Annotated in this window: 22 protein-coding genes; all 22 read left to right on the top strand. The window is 64.5% G+C overall.

Features of this window, described 5'->3' with window-relative positions; genetic code table 11:
* Positions 1–8 precede the first annotated feature (8 nt).
* The 22 genes from HL671_RS02940 (at position 9) to HL671_RS02835 (ending at position 22,799) form a co-directional block, all read left to right on the top strand.
* Entirely contained in the window at positions 9–938 is a 930-nt protein-coding gene (locus tag HL671_RS02940; RefSeq protein ID WP_012042350.1) for a dihydrodipicolinate synthase family protein, read from the top strand.
* Positions 939–940: 2 nt separating this feature from the next.
* On the top strand, positions 941–1,867 hold the full coding sequence (locus HL671_RS02935) for a Gfo/Idh/MocA family protein (protein ID WP_012042351.1): 927 nt from the start codon (positions 941–943) through the stop codon (positions 1,865–1,867).
* Between the two features lie 3 nt (positions 1,868–1,870).
* Positions 1,871–2,950, top strand: a complete 1,080-nt coding sequence (locus HL671_RS02930; RefSeq protein WP_012042352.1) for an aldose epimerase family protein — start codon at positions 1,871–1,873, stop codon at positions 2,948–2,950.
* A complete protein-coding gene (locus HL671_RS02925; protein WP_172235609.1) occupies positions 2,950–3,831 on the top strand; it encodes an SMP-30/gluconolactonase/LRE family protein in 882 nt (293 codons plus the stop codon). Before HL671_RS02930 ends, HL671_RS02925 begins: the two co-directional genes overlap by 1 nt.
* Positions 3,832–3,938: 107 nt before the next feature.
* A complete protein-coding gene (gene chvE / locus HL671_RS02920; RefSeq protein WP_012042354.1) occupies positions 3,939–5,009 on the top strand; it encodes a multiple monosaccharide ABC transporter substrate-binding protein in 1,071 nt (356 codons plus the stop codon).
* A 109-nt stretch (positions 5,010–5,118) separates the two neighbouring features.
* Positions 5,119–6,669, top strand: a complete 1,551-nt coding sequence (mmsA, locus tag HL671_RS02915; RefSeq protein ID WP_012042355.1) for a multiple monosaccharide ABC transporter ATP-binding protein — start codon at positions 5,119–5,121, stop codon at positions 6,667–6,669.
* 20 nt (positions 6,670–6,689) lie between these two features.
* Entirely contained in the window at positions 6,690–7,880 is a 1,191-nt protein-coding gene (gene mmsB / locus HL671_RS02910; protein ID WP_172235532.1) for a multiple monosaccharide ABC transporter permease, read from the top strand.
* Positions 7,881–8,067: 187 nt separating this feature from the next.
* Positions 8,068–8,205, top strand: coding sequence for a hypothetical protein (locus HL671_RS02905; protein WP_168167881.1), 138 nt, complete (start codon positions 8,068–8,070; stop codon positions 8,203–8,205).
* Positions 8,206–8,468: 263 nt separating this feature from the next.
* A complete protein-coding gene (locus tag HL671_RS02900) occupies positions 8,469–8,789 on the top strand; it encodes an STAS domain-containing protein (RefSeq protein WP_012042357.1) in 321 nt (106 codons plus the stop codon).
* 1 nt (position 8,790) lies between these two features.
* Positions 8,791–9,156: a response regulator gene (locus HL671_RS02895; protein ID WP_012042358.1), complete on the top strand. Its 366-nt coding sequence runs from the start codon at positions 8,791–8,793 to the stop codon at positions 9,154–9,156.
* Complete coding sequence (locus HL671_RS02890; RefSeq protein ID WP_012042359.1) at positions 9,147–11,201, top strand: chemotaxis protein CheA; 2,055 nt, start codon at positions 9,147–9,149, stop codon at positions 11,199–11,201. The genes HL671_RS02895 and HL671_RS02890 overlap by 10 nt, the downstream gene beginning before the upstream one ends.
* Complete coding sequence (locus HL671_RS02885) at positions 11,191–11,718, top strand: chemotaxis protein CheW (protein ID WP_172235531.1); 528 nt, start codon at positions 11,191–11,193, stop codon at positions 11,716–11,718. Before HL671_RS02890 ends, HL671_RS02885 begins: the two co-directional genes overlap by 11 nt.
* Positions 11,719–11,768: 50 nt before the next feature.
* A complete protein-coding gene (locus HL671_RS02880) occupies positions 11,769–14,114 on the top strand; it encodes a methyl-accepting chemotaxis protein (protein WP_172235608.1) in 2,346 nt (781 codons plus the stop codon).
* A gap of 57 nt (positions 14,115–14,171) precedes the next feature.
* Positions 14,172–14,990: a CheR family methyltransferase gene (locus tag HL671_RS02875; RefSeq protein ID WP_041750520.1), complete on the top strand. Its 819-nt coding sequence runs from the start codon at positions 14,172–14,174 to the stop codon at positions 14,988–14,990.
* Positions 14,987–15,628: a chemoreceptor glutamine deamidase CheD gene (gene cheD / locus HL671_RS02870; protein ID WP_172235530.1), complete on the top strand. Its 642-nt coding sequence runs from the start codon at positions 14,987–14,989 to the stop codon at positions 15,626–15,628. Before HL671_RS02875 ends, cheD begins: the two co-directional genes overlap by 4 nt.
* Before the next feature lie 9 nt (positions 15,629–15,637).
* Positions 15,638–16,696 carry a protein-glutamate methylesterase/protein-glutamine glutaminase gene (locus HL671_RS02865; RefSeq protein ID WP_012042364.1) on the top strand — a complete coding sequence of 353 codons (1,059 nt, stop codon included), beginning with the start codon at positions 15,638–15,640 and terminating at the stop codon, positions 16,694–16,696.
* A 3-nt stretch (positions 16,697–16,699) separates the two neighbouring features.
* Positions 16,700–17,824 carry a methyl-accepting chemotaxis protein gene (locus HL671_RS02860; RefSeq protein ID WP_012042365.1) on the top strand — a complete coding sequence of 375 codons (1,125 nt, stop codon included), beginning with the start codon at positions 16,700–16,702 and terminating at the stop codon, positions 17,822–17,824.
* A gap of 11 nt (positions 17,825–17,835) precedes the next feature.
* A complete protein-coding gene (locus HL671_RS02855; RefSeq protein ID WP_012042366.1) occupies positions 17,836–18,135 on the top strand; it encodes an STAS domain-containing protein in 300 nt (99 codons plus the stop codon).
* 6 nt (positions 18,136–18,141) lie between these two features.
* On the top strand, positions 18,142–18,789 hold the full coding sequence (locus HL671_RS02850) for an ATP-binding protein (RefSeq protein WP_172235529.1): 648 nt from the start codon (positions 18,142–18,144) through the stop codon (positions 18,787–18,789).
* Complete coding sequence (locus HL671_RS02845) at positions 18,780–20,084, top strand: PP2C family protein-serine/threonine phosphatase (protein WP_172235528.1); 1,305 nt, start codon at positions 18,780–18,782, stop codon at positions 20,082–20,084. Before HL671_RS02850 ends, HL671_RS02845 begins: the two co-directional genes overlap by 10 nt.
* 1 nt (position 20,085) lies before the next feature.
* Positions 20,086–20,442 carry an Hpt domain-containing protein gene (locus HL671_RS02840; RefSeq protein ID WP_012042369.1) on the top strand — a complete coding sequence of 119 codons (357 nt, stop codon included), beginning with the start codon at positions 20,086–20,088 and terminating at the stop codon, positions 20,440–20,442.
* Positions 20,439–22,799: an ATP-binding protein gene (locus HL671_RS02835; RefSeq protein WP_172235527.1), complete on the top strand. Its 2,361-nt coding sequence runs from the start codon at positions 20,439–20,441 to the stop codon at positions 22,797–22,799. The genes HL671_RS02840 and HL671_RS02835 overlap by 4 nt, the downstream gene beginning before the upstream one ends.
* Positions 22,800–23,012 lie beyond the last annotated feature (213 nt).

The raw sequence follows: 23,012 nt of genomic DNA, 5'->3' as shown, positions 1-23,012 counted from the left end.
GGGGCCGCATGACCGCATCATCCAGAAAGCTCTACAAGGGCGTCTTCCCGGTCGCGCCGACCATCTTCGACGCCGACGGCCGTCTCGATCTCGAGGGCCAGAAGCGCGCGATCGACTTCATGATCGATGCCGGCTCCCACGGCATCTGCATCCTCGCCAATTTCTCCGAGCAGTTCGTGCTGACCGATGACGAGCGCGATCTCGTCATGACCACCGTGCTGGAGCATGTCGCGGGACGCGTGCCGGTCATCGTCACGACCACGCATTTCTCGACCTTCGTCTGCGCGGAGCGCTCGCGCCGCGCGCAGGACAAGGGAGCCGCCATGGTCATGGTGATGCCGCCCTATCACGGCGCCACCTTCCGCGTCCCTGACAGCTCGATCTACGAATTCTATCGCGGCGTCTCGGATGCGATCTCGATTCCGATCATGGTGCAGGATGCGCCGGTCGCCGGCACGCCGCTGTCGGTGCCGCTGCTGGCGCGCATGGCCAAGGAGATCGAGAACCTCGCTTATTTCAAGATCGAGGTGCCGCGGGCCGCCGATAAGCTGCGTGCGCTGATCGAGGCGGGTGGCGCGGCCATCGAAGGCCCGTGGGACGGCGAGGAGGCGATCACTTTGATGGCCGATCTCGACGCCGGCGCGACCGGCGCGATGACCGGCGGCGGCTATCCGGACGGCATCCGCAAGATCATCGATCCCTATTTTGCCGGCGATCGCGAAGCTGCGGCCGCGGCCTATGAGCGCTGGCTGCCGCTGATCAACTACGAGAACCGGCAGTGCGGCCTTGCGACCTGCAAGATCCTGATGAAGGCGGGTGGCGTGATTCGCCATGATACCTTGCGCAGCCCCCAGCCGCCGATTCATCCGGCGACGCAAACGGGCCTGCTCGAGATCGCGCGCCGGCTCGACCCGGTCGTGCTGCGCTGGGGACGCTAGAGATGAGCGCGCTTCGTGTCGCCATCGTCGGCTTCGGCAAGATCGCCAGGGATCAGCACGTCCCGGCCATCGCTGCCACCGAGGGCGTGACTTTGACGGCGGTCGCGAGCCGCAATGCCTCGCTGCCCGGCCTGCCGCATTTCGGCTCGATCGAGGAGCTGCTGCGCGACGGGCCGGAGATCGACGCCGTCGCGCTGTGCACGCCGCCGCAGGTCCGTCGCGCCCAGGCGCAGGCCGCGCTTGAGGCCGGCAAGCATGTGATGCTGGAGAAGCCGCCGGGGGCCGCTGTCACCGAGCTCGATCCGCTGATCGCGCTCGCGAACGCGAGGCAGCGCACGCTGTTTGCGACCTGGCACTCGCGCTATGCGCCAGCGGTGGAGCCGGCGCGCACGTGGTTGTCCTCGCGGCAGATCCGCAGCGTCCGCATCGATTGGAAGGAGGACGTGCGCGTCTGGCATCCGGGACAGGCCTGGATCTGGGAGCCGGGCGGGCTCGGCGTGTTCGATCCGGGGATCAATGCACTGTCGATCCTGACGCGCATCCTGCCCGAACCGGTGTTCCTGACCGAGGCGGAGCTGTCGTTCCCGTCGAACCGCCAGGCGCCGATCGCGGCCAATCTGTCGCTCACTACCGCCAGCGATCTGCCGATCGCGGCCGAGTTCGATTTCCGCCAGACCGGGCCGCAGAGCTGGGACATCCGGATCGAGACCGATGCCGGGCAGCTGAAGCTGTCGCTGGGCGGTGCGCGCATGAGCAGGGACGATCAGGTGATGATCGACGAGAAGGAGCGGGAATATCCCGGCCTCTATCGCCGCTTTGTCGCGCTGACGAAGACCGGCGCCAGCGACGTCGATCTTGCGCCGCTACGGCTCGTGGCCGACGCCTTCCTGCTCGGCCGCCGCAACTTCGTCGAACCGTTCGAGGATTGAGCCATGGCGGAGGCGCGGATTACCAAGGATGTGTTTGGCAGCCTGCCGGACGGTCGTGACGTCGAGCGCGTCACCCTGCGCGGCGCTGACGGTTTCGAGGCGCGGATCATCACCTACGGCGCGGCGCTGCAGGCGCTGCTGGTGCCGGATGCGCAAGGCGCCGTTGACGATGTTGTGCTCGGCCATGATGACCTGCTGAGCTATCTCAAGCTCCGGAAATATTTCGGTGCGACGGTCGGGCGCTACGCCAACCGGATCGCCAAGGCACGCTTTTCGCTCGACGGTCAGGACCTGCGCCTCGACGCCAACAACGGTGCCCATGCATTGCATGGCGGCCCCGACGGCTTCGACCGCAAGCTCTGGCAGATCGTCGCCACCGAAGATGGCGCCCAGCCCTCGGTCACGATGCTCTATGTCAGTCCCGACGGCGAGGCCAATTATCCGGGGCGGCTCGACGTCCGTGTCACCTATCAGCTGACGGGACCGATGGAACTGGCCGTCAGCTTCAGCGCCCGGACGACCCGAACGACGGTCGTCAACCTGACCAATCACAGCTTCTTCAATCTCGACGGCCTGACCGCCGGCACCGGCATTCTCGATCACTGTCTGACGGTCGAAGCCGACCACTATCTCGCGATCGACGAGACCGCGATCCCGCTGGAGGGACCGCCGCAATCCGTTGCCGGCACGCCGTTCGACTTCCGCGAAGCCCATCCGGTTGGCGCGCGCATCCGCGCCGACGATGCGCAGATCAAATGCGGCCGCGGCTATGACCACAATTTCTGCCTGCGCGACGGCACAGGTGTCCGTCCGGCGGCCCGGCTCGAGTCGCCGCGGTCGGGGAGGGTCATGGAGTTGCTCACCGATCAGCCCGGCCTGCAGGTCTATTCCGGCAACTATCTTGATGCCACCGTCAGCGGCAAGGGGCGGGTCTATCGCCAATCCGACGCCATCTGCCTGGAGCCGCAGGTCTGGCCGGACAGCCCGAACCGTCCGGATTTTCCAAGCCCGCGCCTTGGGCCCGACGACGTTTATAAGCACGAGACCGTGTATCGCTTCTCGACCACGGGAGCGTCGGCATGATGGAGCAGGTCCCGACCACCGTGCTCTGCGCCGAGCGCTGCCACCTCGGCGAAGGCCCGACCTATGATCCCGCGACCGACACCGCCTGGTGGTTCGACATCCGCGAGGGCCTGCTGTTCGAGGCCAGGATTGCCAGCGGCGAGGTTCGCCGCCATGCCCTGGGGAAGATGGCGAGCGCGCTCGGCCGCATCGATGACGCGCGACAGCTGATCGTGGCCGAGGACGGGCTGTACGTCCGCAGCATCGCTGACGGGGCGTTGTCGCTCTATCTGCCGCTCGAAGCTGACAATCCGGCGACGCGGTCGAACGATTCGCGCGTCCATCCCTCCGGCACGTTCTGGATCGGCACGATGGGGCGCAAGGCGGAGCGCGGGCTTGGCGCGATCTACGCGCTGCATCGCGGCGAGATCATCCGCCTGTTCCCGAACATCACCATTCCCAACGCCATCTGCTTCGCGCCGGACGGGTCGGTCGGCTATTTCGCCGATACGGACGAGAACGTGCTCTATCGAGTCGTCCTCGATCCAGAAACGGGTCTGCCGCGCAGCATGCCGGACGTGCTCTTGCGCCGCCGCGAGCCCGGCGGCATCGATGGCGCGATCGTCGATGCCGAGGGACTGATCTGGCATGCCTGCTGGGGCGCCGGTTGTGTCGATGTTTATAGCCCGTATGGCGAGTGTTTGCGCAGCATCGCCGTGCCGGCTAGCCAGGCGAGCTGCCCGGCCTTCGTCGGCCCGGACCTGTCGCGCCTGCTGGTCACCTCGGCGTGGCAGGACATGGACGCGGCTGCGAAGGCGGCCGACCCCGGCCATGGCCAGACCTTTCTGCTCGATGTCGGCGCCCGCGGTCGTGCCGAGCCTGACGTCAAGCTGTCGATCTGAGAGGAGGAACAATCAGTCAAGCGTCGTTCAGCCTAACAGCTAACTGGTATCAACATACGCAATCGCGTATTCATTGGTGAAATTCGAAAATCCAAAGGGAGTGAAGCATGCTGAATTTCAAGACCATCATGGCGGCCGCGTTGGCCGGCCTCGGCGCCCTGGCGCTGTCCGGCGCCGCAATGGCCCAGAGCAAGGGGACCGTGGGCATCGCGATGCCGACCAAGTCCTCGGCGCGCTGGATCGACGACGGCAACAACATTGTGAAGGTGCTGAAGGATCGCGGCTACGCCACCGACCTGCAATACGCCGAGGACGACATCCCGAACCAGCTCTCGCAGATCGAGAACATGGTGACCAAGGGCGCCAAGGTGCTGGTGATCGCCGCGATCGACGGCACCACGCTGTCCGACGTGCTGAAGCAGGCCAAGGCCAAGGGCATCACCGTGATCGCCTATGACCGCCTGATCCGCGACACGCCGAACCTCGACTACTACGCCACGTTCGATAACTTCCAGGTCGGCGTGCTGCAGGCGCAGTCGATCGTCGACAAGCTCGGACTGAAGGACGGCAAGGGTCCGTTCAACATCGAGCTGTTCGGTGGCTCGCCGGACGACAACAACGCCTACTTCTTCTACAATGGCGCGATGTCGGTGCTGCAGCCCTATCTCGACTCGGGCAAGCTGGTGATCGGCTCCGGCCAGAAGGGCATGGACAAGGTCGCGACCTTGCGCTGGGACGGCGCCACCGCCCAGGCCCGCATGGACAACCTGCTGAGCGCCTTCTACGGCAAGAAGCGCGTCGACGCGGTGCTGTCGCCCTATGACGGTCTGTCGATCGGCATCATCTCATCGCTGAAGGGCGTGGGCTATGGCAGCGCCGATCAGCCGATGCCGGTGATCTCGGGTCAGGACGCCGAGGTGCCGTCGGTCAAGGCGATCCTGCGCGGCGATCAGTACTCGACCATCTTCAAGGACACCCGCGATCTCGCCAAGGTGACCGCCGACATGGTCGATGCCGCGCTGGCCGGCAAGGAAGTCCCGGTCAACGACACCAAGACCTACAACAACGGTGTGAAGGTCGTTCCGTCCTACCTGCTCAAGCCGGTCGTGGTCGACAAGAGCAATTGGGAGAAGGTTCTGGTCGACAGCGGCTACTACAAGAAGGCCCAGTTCCAGTAATCTTGGTCGACGACTTACGCTCCCTCTCCCCGGTCTCGGGGAGAGGGATATATTTGCTGAAGCTCGCGCGGCGGGGGCGAGTTGGCGTCATGAACAGAGACACGAGACGATGACCGCAATCCTGGAAATGCGCAACGTCAGCAAGAGCTTCGGCAATGTCCAGGCCTTGCGGGACGTCAGCTTCGCCGTCGCGCCGGGCGAGATCCACGCTTTGGTCGGCGAGAACGGGGCCGGCAAGTCGACCCTGATGAAGGTGCTGAGCGGCGTCTATCCGCATGGCCGCTACGAGGGCCAGATCATCTTCGAAGGTGAGGAGCGGCGGTTCCGTGACATCAATGATTCCGAGGCGCTCGGCATCATCATCATCCACCAGGAGCTGGCGCTGATTCCGCTGATGTCGATCGCGGAGAACATCTTCCTGTCGCATGCGCCGTCACGCTTCGGCGTCATCGATCGCGACGAGGTCTACCGGCGCACCCAGCAATTACTGGCCCAGGTCGGCTTGAAGGAGTCGCCGGATACGCTGATCACGGATCTCGGCGTCGGCAAGCAGCAGCTGGTCGAGATCGCCAAGGCGCTGTCCAAGCGCGTCAAGCTCCTGATCCTGGACGAGCCGACCGCCAGCCTCAACGAGGCCGACAGCCAGGCGCTGCTCGATCGTCTCGTCGCCTTCCGCGAGCAGGGCATCTCCTCGATCCTGATCACGCACAAGCTCAACGAAGTCGCGCGCGTCGCCGACCGCATCACCGTGCTGCGTGACGGCCGCAGCGTCGACGGCATCGACTGCCGCGCCGAGCCGGTCCTGGAGGACCGCATCATCAAGAGCATGGTCAACCGCGACATGGCGCACCGCTTTCCCGAGCGCCAGCCGAAGATCGGCGAGCCGGTGTTCACGGTGGAGAACTGGTCGGTGTTCCATCCGCAGCACCCGGACCGGCGCGTCATCAAGAACGTCGATTTCCAGGTACGCCGCGGCGAGATCGTCGGCATCGCCGGGCTGATGGGGGCCGGCCGCACCGAGTTCGCCATGAGCCTGTTCGGCCGTTCCTGGGGCGTCAACATCTCTGGCCGCGCCCGGCTCGAGGGCAAGGACGTCAATCTCACCAGCGTGCCGGCGGCGATCGATGCCGGGCTTGCCTATGTCACCGAGGATCGCAAGCAGCTCGGCCTGATCCTGGCCGACGACGTCCGCAAGAACATCACTTTGGCCAGCCTGTCGCAGGTCGCGCCGAAGGGGGTGATCGACGATATTGCCGAGCTCAAGGCGGCGTCCGGTTACCGCGGCCGCATGCGCATCCGCTGCTCCGACGTCTATCAGGAGGCCGGCCAGCTCTCCGGCGGCAATCAGCAGAAGGTCGTGCTGTCGAAATGGCTCATGACCGATCCCAAGGTGTTGATCCTGGACGAACCCACGCGCGGCATCGACGTTGGCGCCAAATACGAGATCTACTGTATCATCCAGGAGCTTGCGGATGCCGGCCGCGGTGTGGTGGTGATCTCGTCGGAAATGCCGGAGCTGCTCGGGATCTGCGACCGCATCTGTGTGATGAATGACGGCGCCTTCGTCGGCGAGTTCGCCGCCCAGGAGGCGACACAGGAAAAGATCATGCGCGCGATCATGCGCAACGAAGCCATCAAGAACGAGGAGACGGCCGCGTAAGCGGTCGGAGGACGCCAGCCATGACCGACAAGACGGTTTCGCTCCCGGAAGAGAAGTCGCACGCCGGCTTCCTGAAGAATAATCTGCGCAGCTACGGCATGCTGATGTCGTTGTTCGTCATCATGCTGTTCTTCCAGTTCATGACCGACGGCACTCTGCTGCAGCCGCTCAACCTCACCAACCTGGTGCTGCAGAACAGCTACATCGTCATCATGGCGCTCGGCATGCTGCTGGTCATCGTGACCGGGCATATCGACCTCTCGGTCGGTTCGGTGGCGGGCTTCGTCGGCGCGGTCGCGGCCGTGCTGATGGTGCGCTATCACCTCGACTATCCGCTCGCGATCATCGCCTGCCTGATCGTCGGCGCCGCGATCGGCGCGGCCCAAGGCTATTGGGTGGCGTATTTCGGCATTCCCTCCTTCATCGTCACGCTTGCCGGCATGCTCGTGTTCAAGGGCCTGGCGCTGGCGCTGCTGCAGGGACAGTCGGTCGGTCCGTTCCCGGCGACGTTCCAGAAACTGTCGTCGGGCTTCATTCCGGAGCTCATTCCAAGCTCCGGCAATCTCAATCTGACCTCGCTCGCCATCGGCGCGGTGCTGACGCTGGTGCTGGTTTATGCCAGCGTGAAGGGACGCGCGCGTGAGGTCGAGCATGGCATCGAGGTCGAGCCGTTCGGCTTCTTCGCCGCCAAGAACGTCGTTCTGGCCGGTGCGCTGATGTATTTCACCTATCTGATCGCCTCGCATCGCGGCCTGCCGAACGTACTCGTGATCATGACCGCGCTGATCGCGCTCTACGGCTTCATGACGCGGCGCACCGTCGTCGGCCGGCAGATCTACGCCGTCGGCGGCAATGCCAAGGCGGCGAAGCTGTCGGGCATCAAGACCGAGCGCCTGGTTTTCATGACCTTCGTCAACGTGGGCGTGCTGGCGGCGCTGGCCGGCCTGATCTTCGCCGCGCGGCTCAACACCGCGACGCCGAAGGCGGGGCTGGGCTTCGAGCTCGACGTCATCGCGGCCTGCTTCATCGGTGGCGCCTCCGCCTATGGCGGTGTCGGACGGGTCGGCGGCGCGGTCGTGGGGGCCATGATCATGGGCGTGATGAACAACGGCATGTCGATCCTCGGTATCGGCATCGACTACCAGCAGGTGATCAAGGGGCTCGTGCTGCTCGGCGCCGTCTGCATCGACGTCTACAACCAGCGTCGATAAACGGCAGCCGCCGATCCTGCCGCGGCGCGGCTTGATCATCTCAACGTGCATAGAGATGCCCGTAAATCACCGGCCCGGCCTTTGCGCCGGGCCGTAATGTTCCGGGCCCCGACTGCGGCAATCGGCGGAGAGTCTCTTAACTGATGCGTTGCTATCAGCCTCGGCGTATTTGCCGAGCCGATAGCGCATGTTCGATCTTTTCCACATCAAGGCCGATGTTCCGATCGATCGCCGGGCCGCGGTGCCTGCCGGGACGGCGGCGGCCGTCGTACTGGCCGCTCTCAGCAGGTTCTCCGCCAAGAGCAGCGAGCTGAGCAGCCCATGACGCGAACAGCGTGTCGCAATTGCAGCGCAGCGCGCGGGCATGCCTTGCGGAAACGGCGCCTGGCCAGGCGACATCTCAAGGTAGAGCGACCGTACTATTACGGCTCTCATCTTTAACAATACAACAATCGCTTTCCACCCAATTTGAACGAGTGACGGCGGCCGCGTGGGGTCCGTCGGTGGGCTTGAATTCAACTTCGGCAAGGCTGCCTGGGGGCGTCGAGCGCAACGGCTCGGTTGCCGCAGCGCACGGATGGTTCAACGATGACGGACGCCACCCCGAGCATTGAGACGTGCGCTGAAGCCGCTTCCGCGACAGCCTATCCTCTGCCGCAGATGCTGGACCTGATGCAGGCGTCGCAACTTCGTGACGAACTGATCAGGCTGTCGGGACACGAGAGCATCCTGCTCGATGCGAGCGGCGTCGAGCGGATGTCGACGCCATGCGCACAGATTCTCCTTGCCGCCGGTCACGGGGCGAAGGCGGCCAACAAGCTTTTCAAGATCACGCAGGCATCCGAGCTGTTCAGGACGGCGATCGCCGATCTCGGACTCCGGCATGAGTTTGACAATTGGATGGAGTGACATGACCAAGCGAATTCTGGCAGTCGACGATTCGAAGACCATGCGTGACATGGTGTCCTTCACGTTGAAGAAGGCTGGCTTCGACGTAGCAGAAGCCGAAGATGGCAAGGCAGCGCTGAACGTGCTGACCGGCGGCAAGTTCGACTTGATCATCACCGACCTCAACATGCCGAACATGGATGGCATTTCGTTGATCAAGAGCGTGCGGGCCGGCAGTCAGCACCGCACGGTGCCGATCCTGATCCTCACGACCGAGAGCGATGGCGCAAAGAAGGCCGACGGCAAGGCGGCGGGCGCGACGGGGTGGCTGGTGAAGCCGTTCAATCCCGATCAATTGATCGCGACGGTCAACCGCGTATGTCCGTAGCATCCGAGCAAGAGGCCTATCCGGTCGCGCAGTTCCGCAAGACCTATTTCGAGGAATGCGCCGAACTGCTCGACGCCTTGCAGTCGAATCTCGAACTGTTGTCCAGCGGACAGGAGGACGACGAGACGCTGCACGCGATCTTCCGGTCGGTGCATTCCATCAAGGGTGGAGCCGGCGCGTTCGGCTGCACGGACCTCGTCGCCTTCTCGCACACCTTCGAGAGCCTGCTCGACGCCTTGCGCGATCACAAGATCGCGGTCACCAACGACATCAAGCAATTGCTGCTTCGGGCCAGCGATGCGCTGGCCGACATCGTCAATGCAGCGCGGCTCGAGCAGCAACTCGCGCCGAGTTTCGCCGTCGACATCCGCACGGCCATGCAGCACGTCCTGCAGGGCGCGGGCCCGGCGGCCGAGCCTGGCCCTGCGCCCGCCGCGTCCGACGCGAAGCCGCTCCATGAGCAGACATATCGCATCAGGTTCCGTCCACACACGGAGATGCTGAAGAAGGCGAACGAGCCGCTGCTCCTGATCCGCCAGCTCCGCAAGCTGGGCGCGCTCGCGATCGATGTCGATTGTTCGGCGCTCCCGGCGCTCGGCGCGCTGGATCCCGAGGCGGCCTATTTCAACTGGACCTTCACGCTCGAAACGGCGGTGCCGCGCAGCGGCATCCAGGACGTGTTCGAGTTCGTCGAGGATGATTGCGACCTTCAGATCGAGTTGCTCGAGTCCGCCACGGCCGCGGTCGAGGTTGCGCCGGGCGATGCCGGCAGTGCGGCGGCTCCCGTGGTCGCCGCAGTCTCCCTGGCTCAGTCGATCCGGGTCGACGTCGACAAGGTCGATCGGCTGGTGAATCTCGTCGGCGAGCTCGTGATCAGCCAGGCGATGCTGACGGAGCAGGGACTGGCGTTGCCGGCCGACAAATATCCCCAGCTCATTCAGGGCATCGAGGCGCTGGCCCAGAGTGCGCGTGAGCTGCAGGAAAGCGTGATGGCGATCCGCGCGCAGCCCGTCAAATCCGTGTTCGCGCGGATGCCGCGCATCGTGCGCGAACTGGCCGCCGTGCTCGGCAAGGAGGTGCGCATTGTCACCTCCGGCGAGATGACCGAGATCGACAAGACGGTCATCGAGCAGCTCAACGATCCGTTGACGCACATGATCCGCAACGCGCTCGACCACGGCATCGAACCGCCGGCCGAGCGGCTTGCCGCAGGCAAGCCGCGGCAGGGCACGATCAACCTCTCGGCCGCCCAGCGCAGCGGCCGCATCGTCATCGAGGTCTCGGATGACGGCCGCGGCATCAATCGCGACAAGGTCCTGGCCAAGGCGCGCGCGCGTGGCCTCGTGCCTGCAGGCGCCAATCTCAGCGATGACGACATCGACAATCTGATCTTCCTGCCGGCCTTCTCGACCGCCGAGGTGATCTCGAACATCTCGGGCCGTGGCGTCGGCATGGATGTCGTGAAGCGTAACGTGCAGGCGCTCGGTGGCCGGATCTCGGTGCGCTCGCGCTTCGGCCATGGCTCGTCATTCACGCTGTCGCTGCCGCTCACCTTGGCGGTGGTCGACGGCATGGTGGTGTCGGTCGGGCGCGAGACGTTCATCATTCCGCTGGTTGCGATCGTCGAGAATCTGCGTCCGCTCCCCGCCGACATTCATCCCGTGGTCGGCCGCGGCCATGTCCTGGCGTTGCGCGGCGAGTATCTGCCGCTGGTCTATCTGCATCGCGTGTTCTCGATCGGCGATGCGATCGGCGATCCCTGCCGGGGCATCGTGATCATCGTGCAGAGCGAGAGCGCCGGCCGTGTCGGCATTGTTGTCGACGAACTCCTCGGCCAGCAGCAGGTGGTGGTGAAGAGCCTCGAAGCCAATTACGAGCCGGTGGACGGCATCAGCGGCGCCACGATCCTCGGCAATGGCCGCGTCGCGCTGATCCTTGACGTCGCGCGCCTGCACGAGATCGACATGCGCGGCACGCCAGAACGGCTGCCGTCCCCGGAGCAATCGAGACCAGAATCCGCAAAGGACCTGACCCATGCAGCCTGACAACAAGCCGATCGCTCCGTTTGGCCAAGAAGCAGCGGTCAGCGAGAACGCGCAGCAGTTCATCACCTTCACGCTGGGCGCGGAGGAGTATGGCATCGACATCATGGTGGTCCGGGAGATCAAGGGCTGGACCGAAACGACCATGATCCCGAACGCTCCGCCCCATGTCCGGGGTGTCATCAATCTGCGCGGCATCATCGTTCCCATCTTCGACCTGCGCGCCCGGTTCGGCACCGGCGTGACCGTGCCGACCAACATGCATGTGGTGATCATCGTCGCCGCCGGCCCGCGCACGGTCGGCCTGCTGGTCGATACCGTCTCGGACATCATCTCCGTCGATCCGAAGGACATCCGCGACGTGCCGGACATGGGCATGCCGACCGAGGATCAGTTCCTGGAGGGGCTGGTCGCGATCCAGAACAGGATGGTGACGCTGGTGTCGTTGTCGGGTCTGTTCGGGATGCCGGCTTCGTCAGTGACGCGTACGTCTGCCGCAGCCGCCGCGGCGGCCGCCTAACCCCTACAATTTACGAGATCGTCATGAGCGACACTTTCGAGGAGAACATCATGCAGGACTTCACCACGGACGGCGCTCCGGGCGATGGCGCGCCCAAATCGAAGGCAAGGTCGCGGAGCAGTCGTCCGCGGTCGTCCGCCGCGAAGGCTCCGGCGGCAGCGCCCCGCGCGGCGAGCCGTGACGATCAGATGACAGCCGTCGTCGAGAAGGTCACCAGCGCCGTGATGCTGGTCGATAACGATCTCAAGATCACATACCTCAATCAAGCCTCGAAGCAGCTGTTCGGCCAGCACCTCACGGAGTTTCGCAAGGTCTGGCCGACCTTCGATCCCGCCGCCATGGTCGGGACCTGCATCGACGTCTTTCACCGCAATCCGGCGCATCAGCGGACGATGCTCGCCAATCCGGCCAATCTGCCGTTCCGCACCGACATTTCCGTCGGACCGCTCAAGATCTCGCTCAACGTCAATGCGATGCGGAACGCGCAGGGCGTCAACCAGGGCTTCATGCTGGAATGGGCGGATGTCACCGAGATCCGCAGCCAGGCGTCGCAGCTCGCGGCCATCGATCGTTCGCAGGCGATGATCATGTTCTCGCTCGACGGCAAGATCGAATATGCCAACGAGAACTTCCTGCGAACGCTGGGCTACTCGCTCGACGAGATCAAGGGCCAGCACCATTCGATGTTCGTCGATCCCGTCTATCGCCAGTCGACCGACTATCGCCTGTTCTGGGACAAGCTCGGGCGTGGCGAATATGACGCCGGACAATACAAGCGCATCGGCAAGGGGGGACGCGAGGTCTGGATCCAGGCGAGCTACAATCCGATTCTCGATCAGTCCGGCAAGCCCTTCAAGGTGGTGAAATACGCGACCGACATCACCAGCGAGGTGATCCGCAACGCCGACTTCGCCGGCCAGATCGACGCCATCAACAAGGCCCAGGCGGTGATCCAGTTCACGTTGGACGGCAAGATCCTCGACGCCAACGACAACTTCCTCAATACGCTGGGCTACTCGCTGGCCGAGATCAAGGGCCAGCATCACTCGATCTTCGTCGATGTCGCCTATCGCAGCTCGACCGACTACCGCATGTTCTGGGACAAGCTCGCGCGTGGCGAATATGAGGCCGGTCAATACCGCCGGATCGGCAAGGGCGGCCGCGAAGTCTGGATCCAGGCGAGCTACAACCCGATCATGGGGCCCGACGGCAAGCCGGTCAAGGTCGTCAAATATGCGACCGACGTCACCGAGCAGGTCAAGGCCTCCGAGGCGCTGCAAACAGCGGTGCGGCAGACGCAGGCGGTGGTCGACGCCGCCAAGAACAACGATCTTCGCGAGCGCATTCCGACGGACGGCAAGTCGGGTGAGATCGGCCAGCTCTGCGATGGCGTGAACGGGCTGCTCGACACGATGTCGTCCATCCTTGCCGACGTGCTCGAAAGCTCGCAGACGCTGTCGAGCGCCGCGCGCGAGATCGCGAACGGCAACACCGACCTGTCGCAGCGGACGGAGGAGCAGGCGGCCAGTCTGGAGGAGACGGCGGCCAGCATGGAGGAGCTGACCTCGACCGTCCGGCAGAACGCCGAGAATGCACAGCAGGCGAACAAGCTCGCGTCATCTGCATCCGACGTCGCGATCAGGGGCGGCACCGTGGTGGCCGAGGTCGTGCAGACCATGGAGGGCATCACCCATGCGAGCCGCAAGATCGCCGACATCATCGGGGTGATCGACGAGATCGCATTCCAGACCAACATCCTTGCGCTCAACGCCGCGGTCGAAGCCGCGCGCGCCGGCGACCAGGGCCGCGGCTTCGCGGTGGTCGCCGCCGAAGTGCGTAACCTCGCCCAGCGCAGTGCCAACGCGGCCAAGGAGATCAAGGGGCTGATCTCGGACTCGGTGTCCAAGGTGGAATCGGGCTCGCGCCTGGTCGACACCGCCGGCAAGACGATGGAGGAGATCGTCCAGTCGGTGAAGCGGGTCACCGACATCATGGCCGAGATCTCGGCGGCGTCGCAGGAGCAGCGCGGCGGCATCGAGCAGGTCAACAACGCCGTCACCCAGATGGACAAGGTGACCCAGCAGAATGCCGCTCTGGTGGAGGAGGCTGCTGCGGCAGCCAAGTCGATGGAGGAGCAGACCGAGACGATGTCGGAGATGGTCGGCCGCTTCATGGTGCTGCCAGAATTCGAGCGTGGCCGCCCCTATGCGGCAAAGACCGGCAATCCGGTCGTCGACCGGTCGCTTGGCAAGGACAAGCTCGCAGCGATGCGGGCCCCCGCCGGCAAGCCCGCGCCTGCATCCGCCCCGCGCCCCTCGCCAGCGCGCGCTGCCGAGATGGAGCCGGTGCGTCGCCGCGTGGTCGGGGCCGGCGACGTCGATTGGAAGGAATTCTAGGCCGCGACGCGGCGTCCCCGTCGGTGTGGGGGCGCCTCTCTGGGGTGCCGGGAGACCATGGTGCAGGAACAGTTCGCGCTTGAAGACAACGACTTTCGCAAGCTGTCCAAGCTTGTGATGGATACGGCCGGCATCGTGCTGAGCGAGCGCAAGCGTGCCTTCATCCATGGACGGCTGGGGCGGCGGCTGCGCGCGCTCGGCCTTGCGGACTTCTCACAATATTGCCGTCTGCTGGAAACGGATGACGGTGACGATGAGCTGCGCAATTTCATCAACGCCGTCACCACCAATCACACGAGCTTCTTCAGGGAAGCCCACCATTTCGATTTCCTTTCGCGGGTCATCATTCCGGAATTCCTGAGCGGGAATACGACACGCCTGCGGATCTGGTCTGCGGGCTGCTCGACCGGGGAGGAGCCCTACAGCATTGCCATGACCTTGGCCGCCGGCCCGACGGCGCTGATGGAGCGCGACATCAAGATCCTCGCGACCGATCTCGATACGAATGTGATCGCCCGTGGGGCCGAGGGCGCATACGAGCTGGAGCGGGCCGAGGGGATCCCGGATGCCTATCGCAAGCGGTTCACCCGGTTGCGCGACAGCAAGGTCGTCATGAACGATGAGCTCTGCAGACTCATCACTTTCGTCCATCTCAATCTGCTCGGGCCCTGGCCGATGTCGGGGCCCTTCGACATCATCTTCTGCCGCAACGTGGTGATCTATTTCGACAAGCCGACCCAACGTCGCTTGTTCGACCGCTACGCCGATCTGCTCAGGCCCGACGGCTGGCTGATCGCCGGGCACTCGGAAAACCTGCTCGGCGTCTGCGAGCGTTTCGATCTGGTCGGACGAACGATCTATCGGAGGCGCAGATGATCAGGGCGAAGAGCAGGCGGCGTCAAACGACGGATGCCTCGGTCACCGACGACCTTCTGACATGTCCTCGGAAGTATCGCGACGAGCGCTTTGACGCGATCGCGGTTAAGCTCTTTCCGGGAGAGCACTATGTCACCGACGCCGTGGACGAGATGCTCGTCACCGTGCTCGGGTCCTGTGTTGCAGCCTGCATCCGTGATCCGCAAACCCGGGTCGGCGGCATGAACCATTTCATGCTGCCGGAGAGCTTTGGCGATTGGGGCGACGTGTCCGACGGGATGCGCTATGGCAATGTCGCGATGGAGCGGCTGATCAACGACATTCTCGCCCGGGGCGGCGCCCGACGCCGCCTGGAGATCAAGGTGTTCGGCGGCGCCAATGTGCTGAATGGCATGGCGAAGATCGGGCATCGCAACGCCGACTTCGTCGAAGACTATCTGGCGGCGGAACACCTTCCCATCGCAGCGTATCACCTGCGCGGCTCGCTGCCGCGCCGTGTTCACTACTTCCCGGTAACCGGCCGCGTGATGCTGCTCGAATTGCCGCGCGCCGATCATGATGCCCTTGTCCGCAACGAGACGTCCTACAAGACACGAATCCAGGTCGAACCCGTTGCCGGATCGGTCGAGATTTTTTGAGGCAGTAAGATGAGTGCCATTCGCGTTCTGATCGTCGACGACTCCGCCTTCGTGCGGCAGATGTTGACGGATCTCCTTTCAAGTGATCCGGGAATCGAGGTCCTCGGCGCCGCGCCCAATCCGATTGTGGCGCGCGATATGATCAAGTCCCTCAATCCTGATGTGCTCACGCTCGACATCGAGATGCCGCGCATGGACGGCCTCGCTTTTCTGGACAAGATCATGACCCTGCGTCCGATGCCGGTGCTGATGATCTCATCTCTCACGCAGAAAGGCGCGGATACGGCCGTGCGTGCCCTGGAGATGGGAGCCTTTGACTGCGTGGCGAAGCCCGTCATTGGCCTTGTCGAGGGACTGCCGGCCTTGCGCGACGAGATCGTCACCAAGGTCAAGGCGGCCGCGGCGGCGAAGATCCGGCCGCGCTCGGGAGACGAGGTCCGCCCTCTACACCGGCCCGGCGTATCGTATAGTTCGTCCGAAAAGATCATTGCGGTGGGCGCGTCGACCGGCGGCGTCGAAGCGCTGCAGGAGCTGTTGATGGCGTTTCCATCGGATGCGCCGGCTGTCGTGATCACGCAGCATATGCCGGCGATGTTTACGGCGTCCTTCGCCAACCGCCTCAATCAGCTGTGCGCAGTCACCGTCAAGCAGGCCGAGAGCGGCGAGCGGGTGCTGCCGGGCCATGCCTATATCGCACCGGGCGGCTGCCATCTGGAGCTCGCCCGCAATGGCGCGAACTATGTTTGCCGGGTTCACGACGAGCCGGCCGTGTCAGGACACCGGCCGTCGGTCGACGTTCTGTTCCGGTCCGTCGCCCACGCCGCGGGGCTCAATGCGATTGGCGTCATCCTCACCGGCATGGGCCGGGACGGTGCGCTCGGGCTGTTGGAAATGCGCTCGGCCGGAGCGTCGACCATCGGTCAGGACGAGGCGACATGCGTGGTCTACGGCATGCCGAAGGCGGCGCGGGAATGTGGCGCCGTTGAGATCGAGCTGCCGCTCAACAAGATTGCCGATCAGGTCCTGAAGCGGTGCGAGTCGCTCGCTGCGCGCGGCGTCAGGGTGTAATCCATGTTCGGTTGGAAACAGAGCAACGCGGCTGCAGCGAAGCCGCCCAGTCCGGAGCCGTCGCCGGCGCTTGCGCCGGTTGCGCCCTCACAGCAGGACGAGTTGATGCGCCGGTGGATCGCGTTCGCCGGCATGCAGCAGCGCGTGATCCGGACGCTTGTCAGCGAGATCCAGCAGACCTCCGCCGTGGTGGAGACCGAGGCGGACAGTCTGAGCAGCCGGTTTCAGCGTCTCGCCGTCTGCGCGGGGCAGCAGACGGAACGCGTCGAAAGCCTGAGCAAGCTCGCGATGGGCATCGAGGTCGATGGCGAGGCGATCGCGATCGATCGCATCGCGGGTCTGCTCGAGGAGACATTGAGCGACGTCGTCGAGAAGATCCTGCTGCTGTCGAAGGACGCGATGTCGATGGTCTACGCGTTGAGCGAGCTCAACGGAAACGTCAACCGCGTCGACTCCTGCATGGAAGAGTTGAACAAGATCAACCGCGTCACCAATATGCTGGCGCTCAATGCCAGGATCGAGGCGGAGCGGGCTGGAACGGCGGGCGCAGCGTTTCGTGTGGTCGCCGGCGAGGTCCGCGAGCTGTCGAGCGCCACGCAGCGGTTGTCCGTCGACATGGCGACGGAGCTGCATGCCGTCACCCAGGGCATCGAGAACGGCCATGAAACGCTGCAGCGCGTCGCGACCATCGATATGTCGCAGAACCTGATGGCGAAGGACCGTCTCGAGCTGCTGATGAACGCCCTGATCGAGCGCGGCGGCAACCTGACCGAAGTCGTCAATGAAGCGATGAAAGAAGCCGAGGTGATCTCGGCCGACGTCGCCGGCATGATCACGGGCATCCAGTTCCAGGATCGCACGCGGCAACGGCTCGAACATGTGGTCGACACGTTGCGCGTTGTCGACGAGGCGCTCGACGAGCTGAAGACGACGACGGCCGATGTCCTGGATGAACCGGTCGTGGAGACGACAATCGACAATGAATGGGTCAAGACGCTGCTCGATCGCTTCACGCTCGGCGAATTGAGGTCGCGCTTCGTCGCGCAGATTCTCGAAGGCAAGCAGCCGGCCGATCCGAGCGAAACGGAGGCCAGCCCTTCGCAGACGGGGACCATTGAACTGTTTTAGGAGAGATAAGCATGCAGATCCACATGGACAACGCAGGTGGTCCGATCGCGATGAGCGGCGAGTTCACCTTTAGCGATCATGTTCCGTTCAAGCAGATGGTGACCGAAATCTTCGCCGCTCCCGGCCGGTCGGTCGTGATCGATCTTTCGAAGCTGGATTTCATCGATTCGGCCGGTCTCGGCATGCTGTTGCTGGCCCGGGACGAGGCCAAGAAGAATCATCGCGAGCTCATCCTGCGGCGGCCGAGCGGGCAGGTGAAACGCATGTTCGCGGTCACCAAGTTCAACACGCTCTTCACCGTGGAGGAGTGATCCTCGATGTACGTGTCGGTCGACCGGCAGGTTCCTGCAGACGCGTTCCTGTCGTGCTGGGACGGCGCGTCGGAACAGACGCTGGACGCTGCCTTGGCGCGTCCGGCGCGTCGATGCATCGAAGCCGAGCTGCTCGACCGTTCCGCTGAGACTTACGAAGGCGCGGATCTGTCCACCGACAAGGTTCTCAGTCTCGTCATCACCACGCGCTCCGCATATCGCCACTCCGTCGTGAAGACCTATGTTCAGGCGCTCGGCGAGCGTCTTGCGCTCACCGAGGATCTGCGGATCAGGGTTTACAGCGCCGTGCAGGAGGCGCTGATGAACGCGGTTTTGCACGGCAATCTCAGGATCGACGGCGGCCTGCGCGGCAGCCTCGACGGGCTGATCGCCGCTCAGGCCATCATCGAGACGAAGCTCGAGTCTCCGCAGATCGGCAGTTCGATGATCCGGTTGGACGCGGATTGGACGTCGTCCGCGCTCGCGATCACGGTCCGCGACAGCGGCGATGGTTACGATTACAGCGGCGTGCGGCCCGCAGCCGAGGATGGCATGTCGGGGCGTGGCCTCGAGATTCTCCAGGTGTTCTCCGACCGGGTGACCGTGCTGAACGGCGGTACGACGGTCAGGCTGGAGTTTCAGCTATGCCCCTGAGCGCGCAGGGGGGCGAGGTGACCTCCGAGGACAGAATCCTGAGCGACGACGTCACCGGCGCGAAGATCCTGATCGCGGATGACGATCCGCTGTGTCGCCAGCTCGTCGCCGGCGTCCTGCGGCAGCAGAAATTCACCAGGCTGGAATTCGCCGATGGCGGCCGCTCGGCTCTGGAGCAGGTCAGGAGCTTCCGGCCGGACCTGATCCTGCTGGACATGCAGATGCCGGATCTGAACGGGCTGGACGTCTGCGGCCAGCTGCGCGCCGACCCCGACTTTGCCGACGTCCCGATCCTGCTGCAGACCGCGACCGTCGACCGCAAGAAGATGGGAGAGCTGTTCTGCGGCGGTGCCTCTGATTTCCTCTCCAAACCGGTCAATCCGTCCGAGCTGATCGCACGTGTCGTTGCGCATATCGAGCGCTGGAACTCGTTGCGCGAGTTGCGCTTCTATCGTGAGCGCATCTCCCGCGAGCTCGAGGCGGCGCGGCGCATGCAGTTCGAGCTGCTGCCCGAGCCTGCGGCCTTGCAGGAGGCGGCGCACGCGCTCGGTCTGCGGATCGCGTCCTATAATCGGCCGTCCTCGGAGCTCGGGGGGGATCTCTGGGGCGTGCTCCCGATCGACGACGGATCGTTTGGAATCTTTCTGGCTGATTTCACCGGCCATGGCGTCAATGCCGCCCTCAACACCTTCCGCCTGCATGCGCTGATCCACGAATACAAGGAGCTGCACGGCGATCCGGGTGCGCTGGTCTCGATGCTCAATGAGCGCCTGGTCCGGCTGCTGCGCATCGGCCAGTTTGCGACATTCCTCTACGTCGTCGTGGATCATCAGAAAGGCGAGATCAGGTTCGCCTCCGCTGGCGCGCCGCCGGCGATCCTGGTTCAGGGCACGGCGGCGCGGGCCCGGCTGTGCGACACGAGCAGCCTTCCGCTCGGCATCGAGCGAGGCGTGCAATACCTCACCTCCAAGCGCAGATTTCCCGCCGGCTCGCTGCTTCTGCTGTTCAGCGATGGCCTGCCCGAATTCCCGAATGCGAAGGGCCGCAGGATCGGCGACAAGGGGCTGGTCACGGCGCTGAACGCCTGTCCTGCCGGACTGACGCCCAAGGAGGTGATCGACCAGCTCTGTGCCGCTGCAGGCATCACAGCGACCAGCCCGCTGCCCGACGATACCACGATCGTCTGTCTTGACCGTCGCATCGCGCCGCCGGCGACGCCGTGCGATGACGGCAGGGCCGTCCGCACGCCGGCAGCCAAGCAGGTGCCGACGAACCTGTCGAACGGAGCGCGGTGAGATGATCGCGGCCCATGATCAGCCGCTGCTCGATCAGGATCAGCTCGATCTGCTGCGTGCGGCGCTCGACCCCGGCGCGCTGCGGGCGATGTTGGCGCAGCTGCCTGCGGCGGCCGCGGACGCGCTCGCCGCCATCACGGCAGCGCTTGCGGCAGGCGATCTCGACGGTGCGCGAAAGGCTGCGCATGTGCTCAAGGGATCCTGCTCGAGCCTCGGCGCCGCGCGGCTGGCCGAGATCGCGCGGGACATCGAGCTCGATCGCGCGACCACCGCCGAGATGGCGGCATGCCTGCCACTGCTGTCGGAGACCATCGAGGCGACCGCGGATGCGCTGAGCAGAGTGGTGGAGCGCGCATGACGCCGCCGATGCCGAACCCGACGGGGGCGTCGTCCGAGGCGTTGCTCGAAGCGATGCAGGCGCCGCCGCCCGCTGCGGGGGCGCCGTCCTTCCGCATGTTCCTGGCGTCGGTTCTGGCCGCTGCCGCAACGGTCGTGGCGGTCGAGCTGCTGACGGATCTGCAGAAGGATCGTATCGTGTCGCTGCTGATGCTCGCCTTCGGCGCCGTGGTCGTCATGATCGTCCTGACATCGATGCTGATCCGCAAGAGCCGACACGCCATCGCGCTCGCGAACGCACTGGCCCGGCAGAACGATCAGCTGGCGCAGACCACGCGGCTGCTGGGCGATGCGCGGCGGATCGGCAGGCTCGGCCATTGGGTGACCGATCCCAGCGGCGAGTTCGCGGTGTGGTCCGATGAGCTGTTCGAGATCGCCGGACTGGAGCCGGTCGATCAGGTCGCCTTCGCCACGATGCTCGACATCATCCACCCGGAGGATGTCGGAGCCTATGTGCGCGCGAGAGACCGGTCGCGCGCGACCGGCTGCGCCTTCATCCAGGAGCTTCGCTTCGTCACGCCGAACGGCCAGGTCCGCTGGGTGAGGATCGAGGCCAATGCCAGCGACGAAGCCGACGGCGTGTTTCGAGAGCGCTTCGGCATCGTGCAGGACATCACCGAGCGCAAGCTCGCCGAGATCAACGCGGATCAGGCCCGGCTGCTGATGATGGATGCCATCGAGTCGCTGACCAATGGCTTCGTGCTGTTCGACAAGGACGATCGTTTCGTGATGTCGAACACGATGTTCCGCGAAATGTTTCCGGCCTGGACCGTCCTGATGAAGCCGGGCATCTCGTTCACCGAGCTGATGCGACGGGCTTATGAGCACGGGCTGATCCGGTCGAAGGGCGATCGCTTCGAGGAGTGGCTCGCGCGCAAGACGGCCTGGCATCTCGGCGGCAGCCGGATGATCGAGCACCGCGAACTCAACGGCCGCTGGATCCAGAGCGTCGATCATCGCATCTCCGATGGCGGAACGGTCTGTTTGGTAACCGATATCACCGCGTTCAAGACGGTTCAGGCCGAGCTCGAACAGAAGCTTGCCTATGTCGAAGCCATCCGGTCCGATCTCGAGCAGCAGACGCAGGAGCTGGAGGCGAGAGGGGCCGAGCTGCGCGCGGCGCGTGACGCCGCGGAAGCCGCCAATCGGGCCAAGTCGGATTTTCTGGCCATCATGAGCCACGAGATCCGGACGCCGCTCAGCGGCATGGTCGGCATGGTCGATCTGTTGCGCGGCACCTCGCTCAGCGAGGAGCAGAAGCGGTACACGGCGCTGGCCAAGGAATCGGCGGACCTGCTGCTGGAGGTGATCAACGACATTCTCGATTTCTCGAAGCTCGAAGCCGGGCGGCTGCAATCGGAATGTATCGATTTCGACGTTCCGAATCTGGTCGAAAGCGCGGTCTCGTTCATGGGCGAGAAGGCGAGGAGGCGGGGCCTCGATCTCAAGGTCAGCCTCGCGCCGGGCCTGCCGCAATATCTCGAGGGCGATCCGACCCGCATCCGCCAGGTGATGCTGAACCTGGTCGGCAATGCGATCAAATTCACGGAGCAGGGCTCGATCGAAGTGCGCGCCTCGCATCGCCAGCTGGATGGCGGCGTCGTCGACCTCAGGATCGAGGTGATCGATACCGGCATCGGCATGTCGCCGGAGATCCTGGCGCAGATCTTCGATCCGTTCGTCCAGGCCGACACGTCGATCTCGCGCAAATATGGCGGCAGCGGTCTCGGGCTTGCGATCTGCAGGCAGCTCTGCACCATCATGGGCGGCAGCATCGGCGTCGACAGCGAGCTCGGCCGCGGCAGCCGCTTCTGGTTCGAGACCAAGTGCCGGTGCGGCGAGGCGCTGGCGCTGCCGGCCGAGACGATCGTGGCGAGTGTCGACCGCCCGCTGGACATTCTGGTCGCCGAGGACAGCCCGATCATCGCAACCCTGATCCAGAGCCTGCTGGTGAAGCAGGGGTTCAGGCCGACGATGGTGGTCAATGGCGCAGAGGCGATCGCTGCCATCTCCGACAAGGTCTACGATCTCGTCCTGATGGACGTGCAGATGCCGGAGATGGACGGCATCTCGGCCACCAAGGCGATCCGTCAACTCCCGGGTCCCGAGCGCTGCGTTCCGATCATCGCGCTGACCGCGAATGCGCTGGTCGGGCAACGCGAAACCTATCTGGCGGCGGGCATGAACGACTATGTGACCAAGCCGATCCAGCCGCCGCTGCTGTTCGCCGCGATTCGCCGCTGGGCGCTGCCGCAATATGCCGACGCGCCGCCGCTGCAGGCAGGCGGCAACGGGCAGCTCGAGATGTTCGTCTCCTGACCGGGTCGCCGCAAGCGCCGGCGGCTTGGACCATCCTGGGCCGCCGCCGGCCTGCGCGCGTGCAGCCACGGCGCCCATGGAGAATGGTCCCAAGCAGGATTTGCTACGGTTGGTCCAGCTGACAGTAGGACTGTGCCTTCGTCACAGCGAACAAAGAAATTCTGTGAGATTGCGACTTTCTCACGACACGACTTTGATGGCGCATCATTGGCG

This window comes from Bradyrhizobium denitrificans, from assembly GCF_013179005.1.
Taxonomy (GTDB): domain Bacteria; phylum Pseudomonadota; class Alphaproteobacteria; order Rhizobiales; family Xanthobacteraceae; genus Bradyrhizobium; species Bradyrhizobium denitrificans.
Note: the sequence above shows the minus strand (reverse complement) of the source record. Positions and strands in the feature narration are given on the sequence as shown.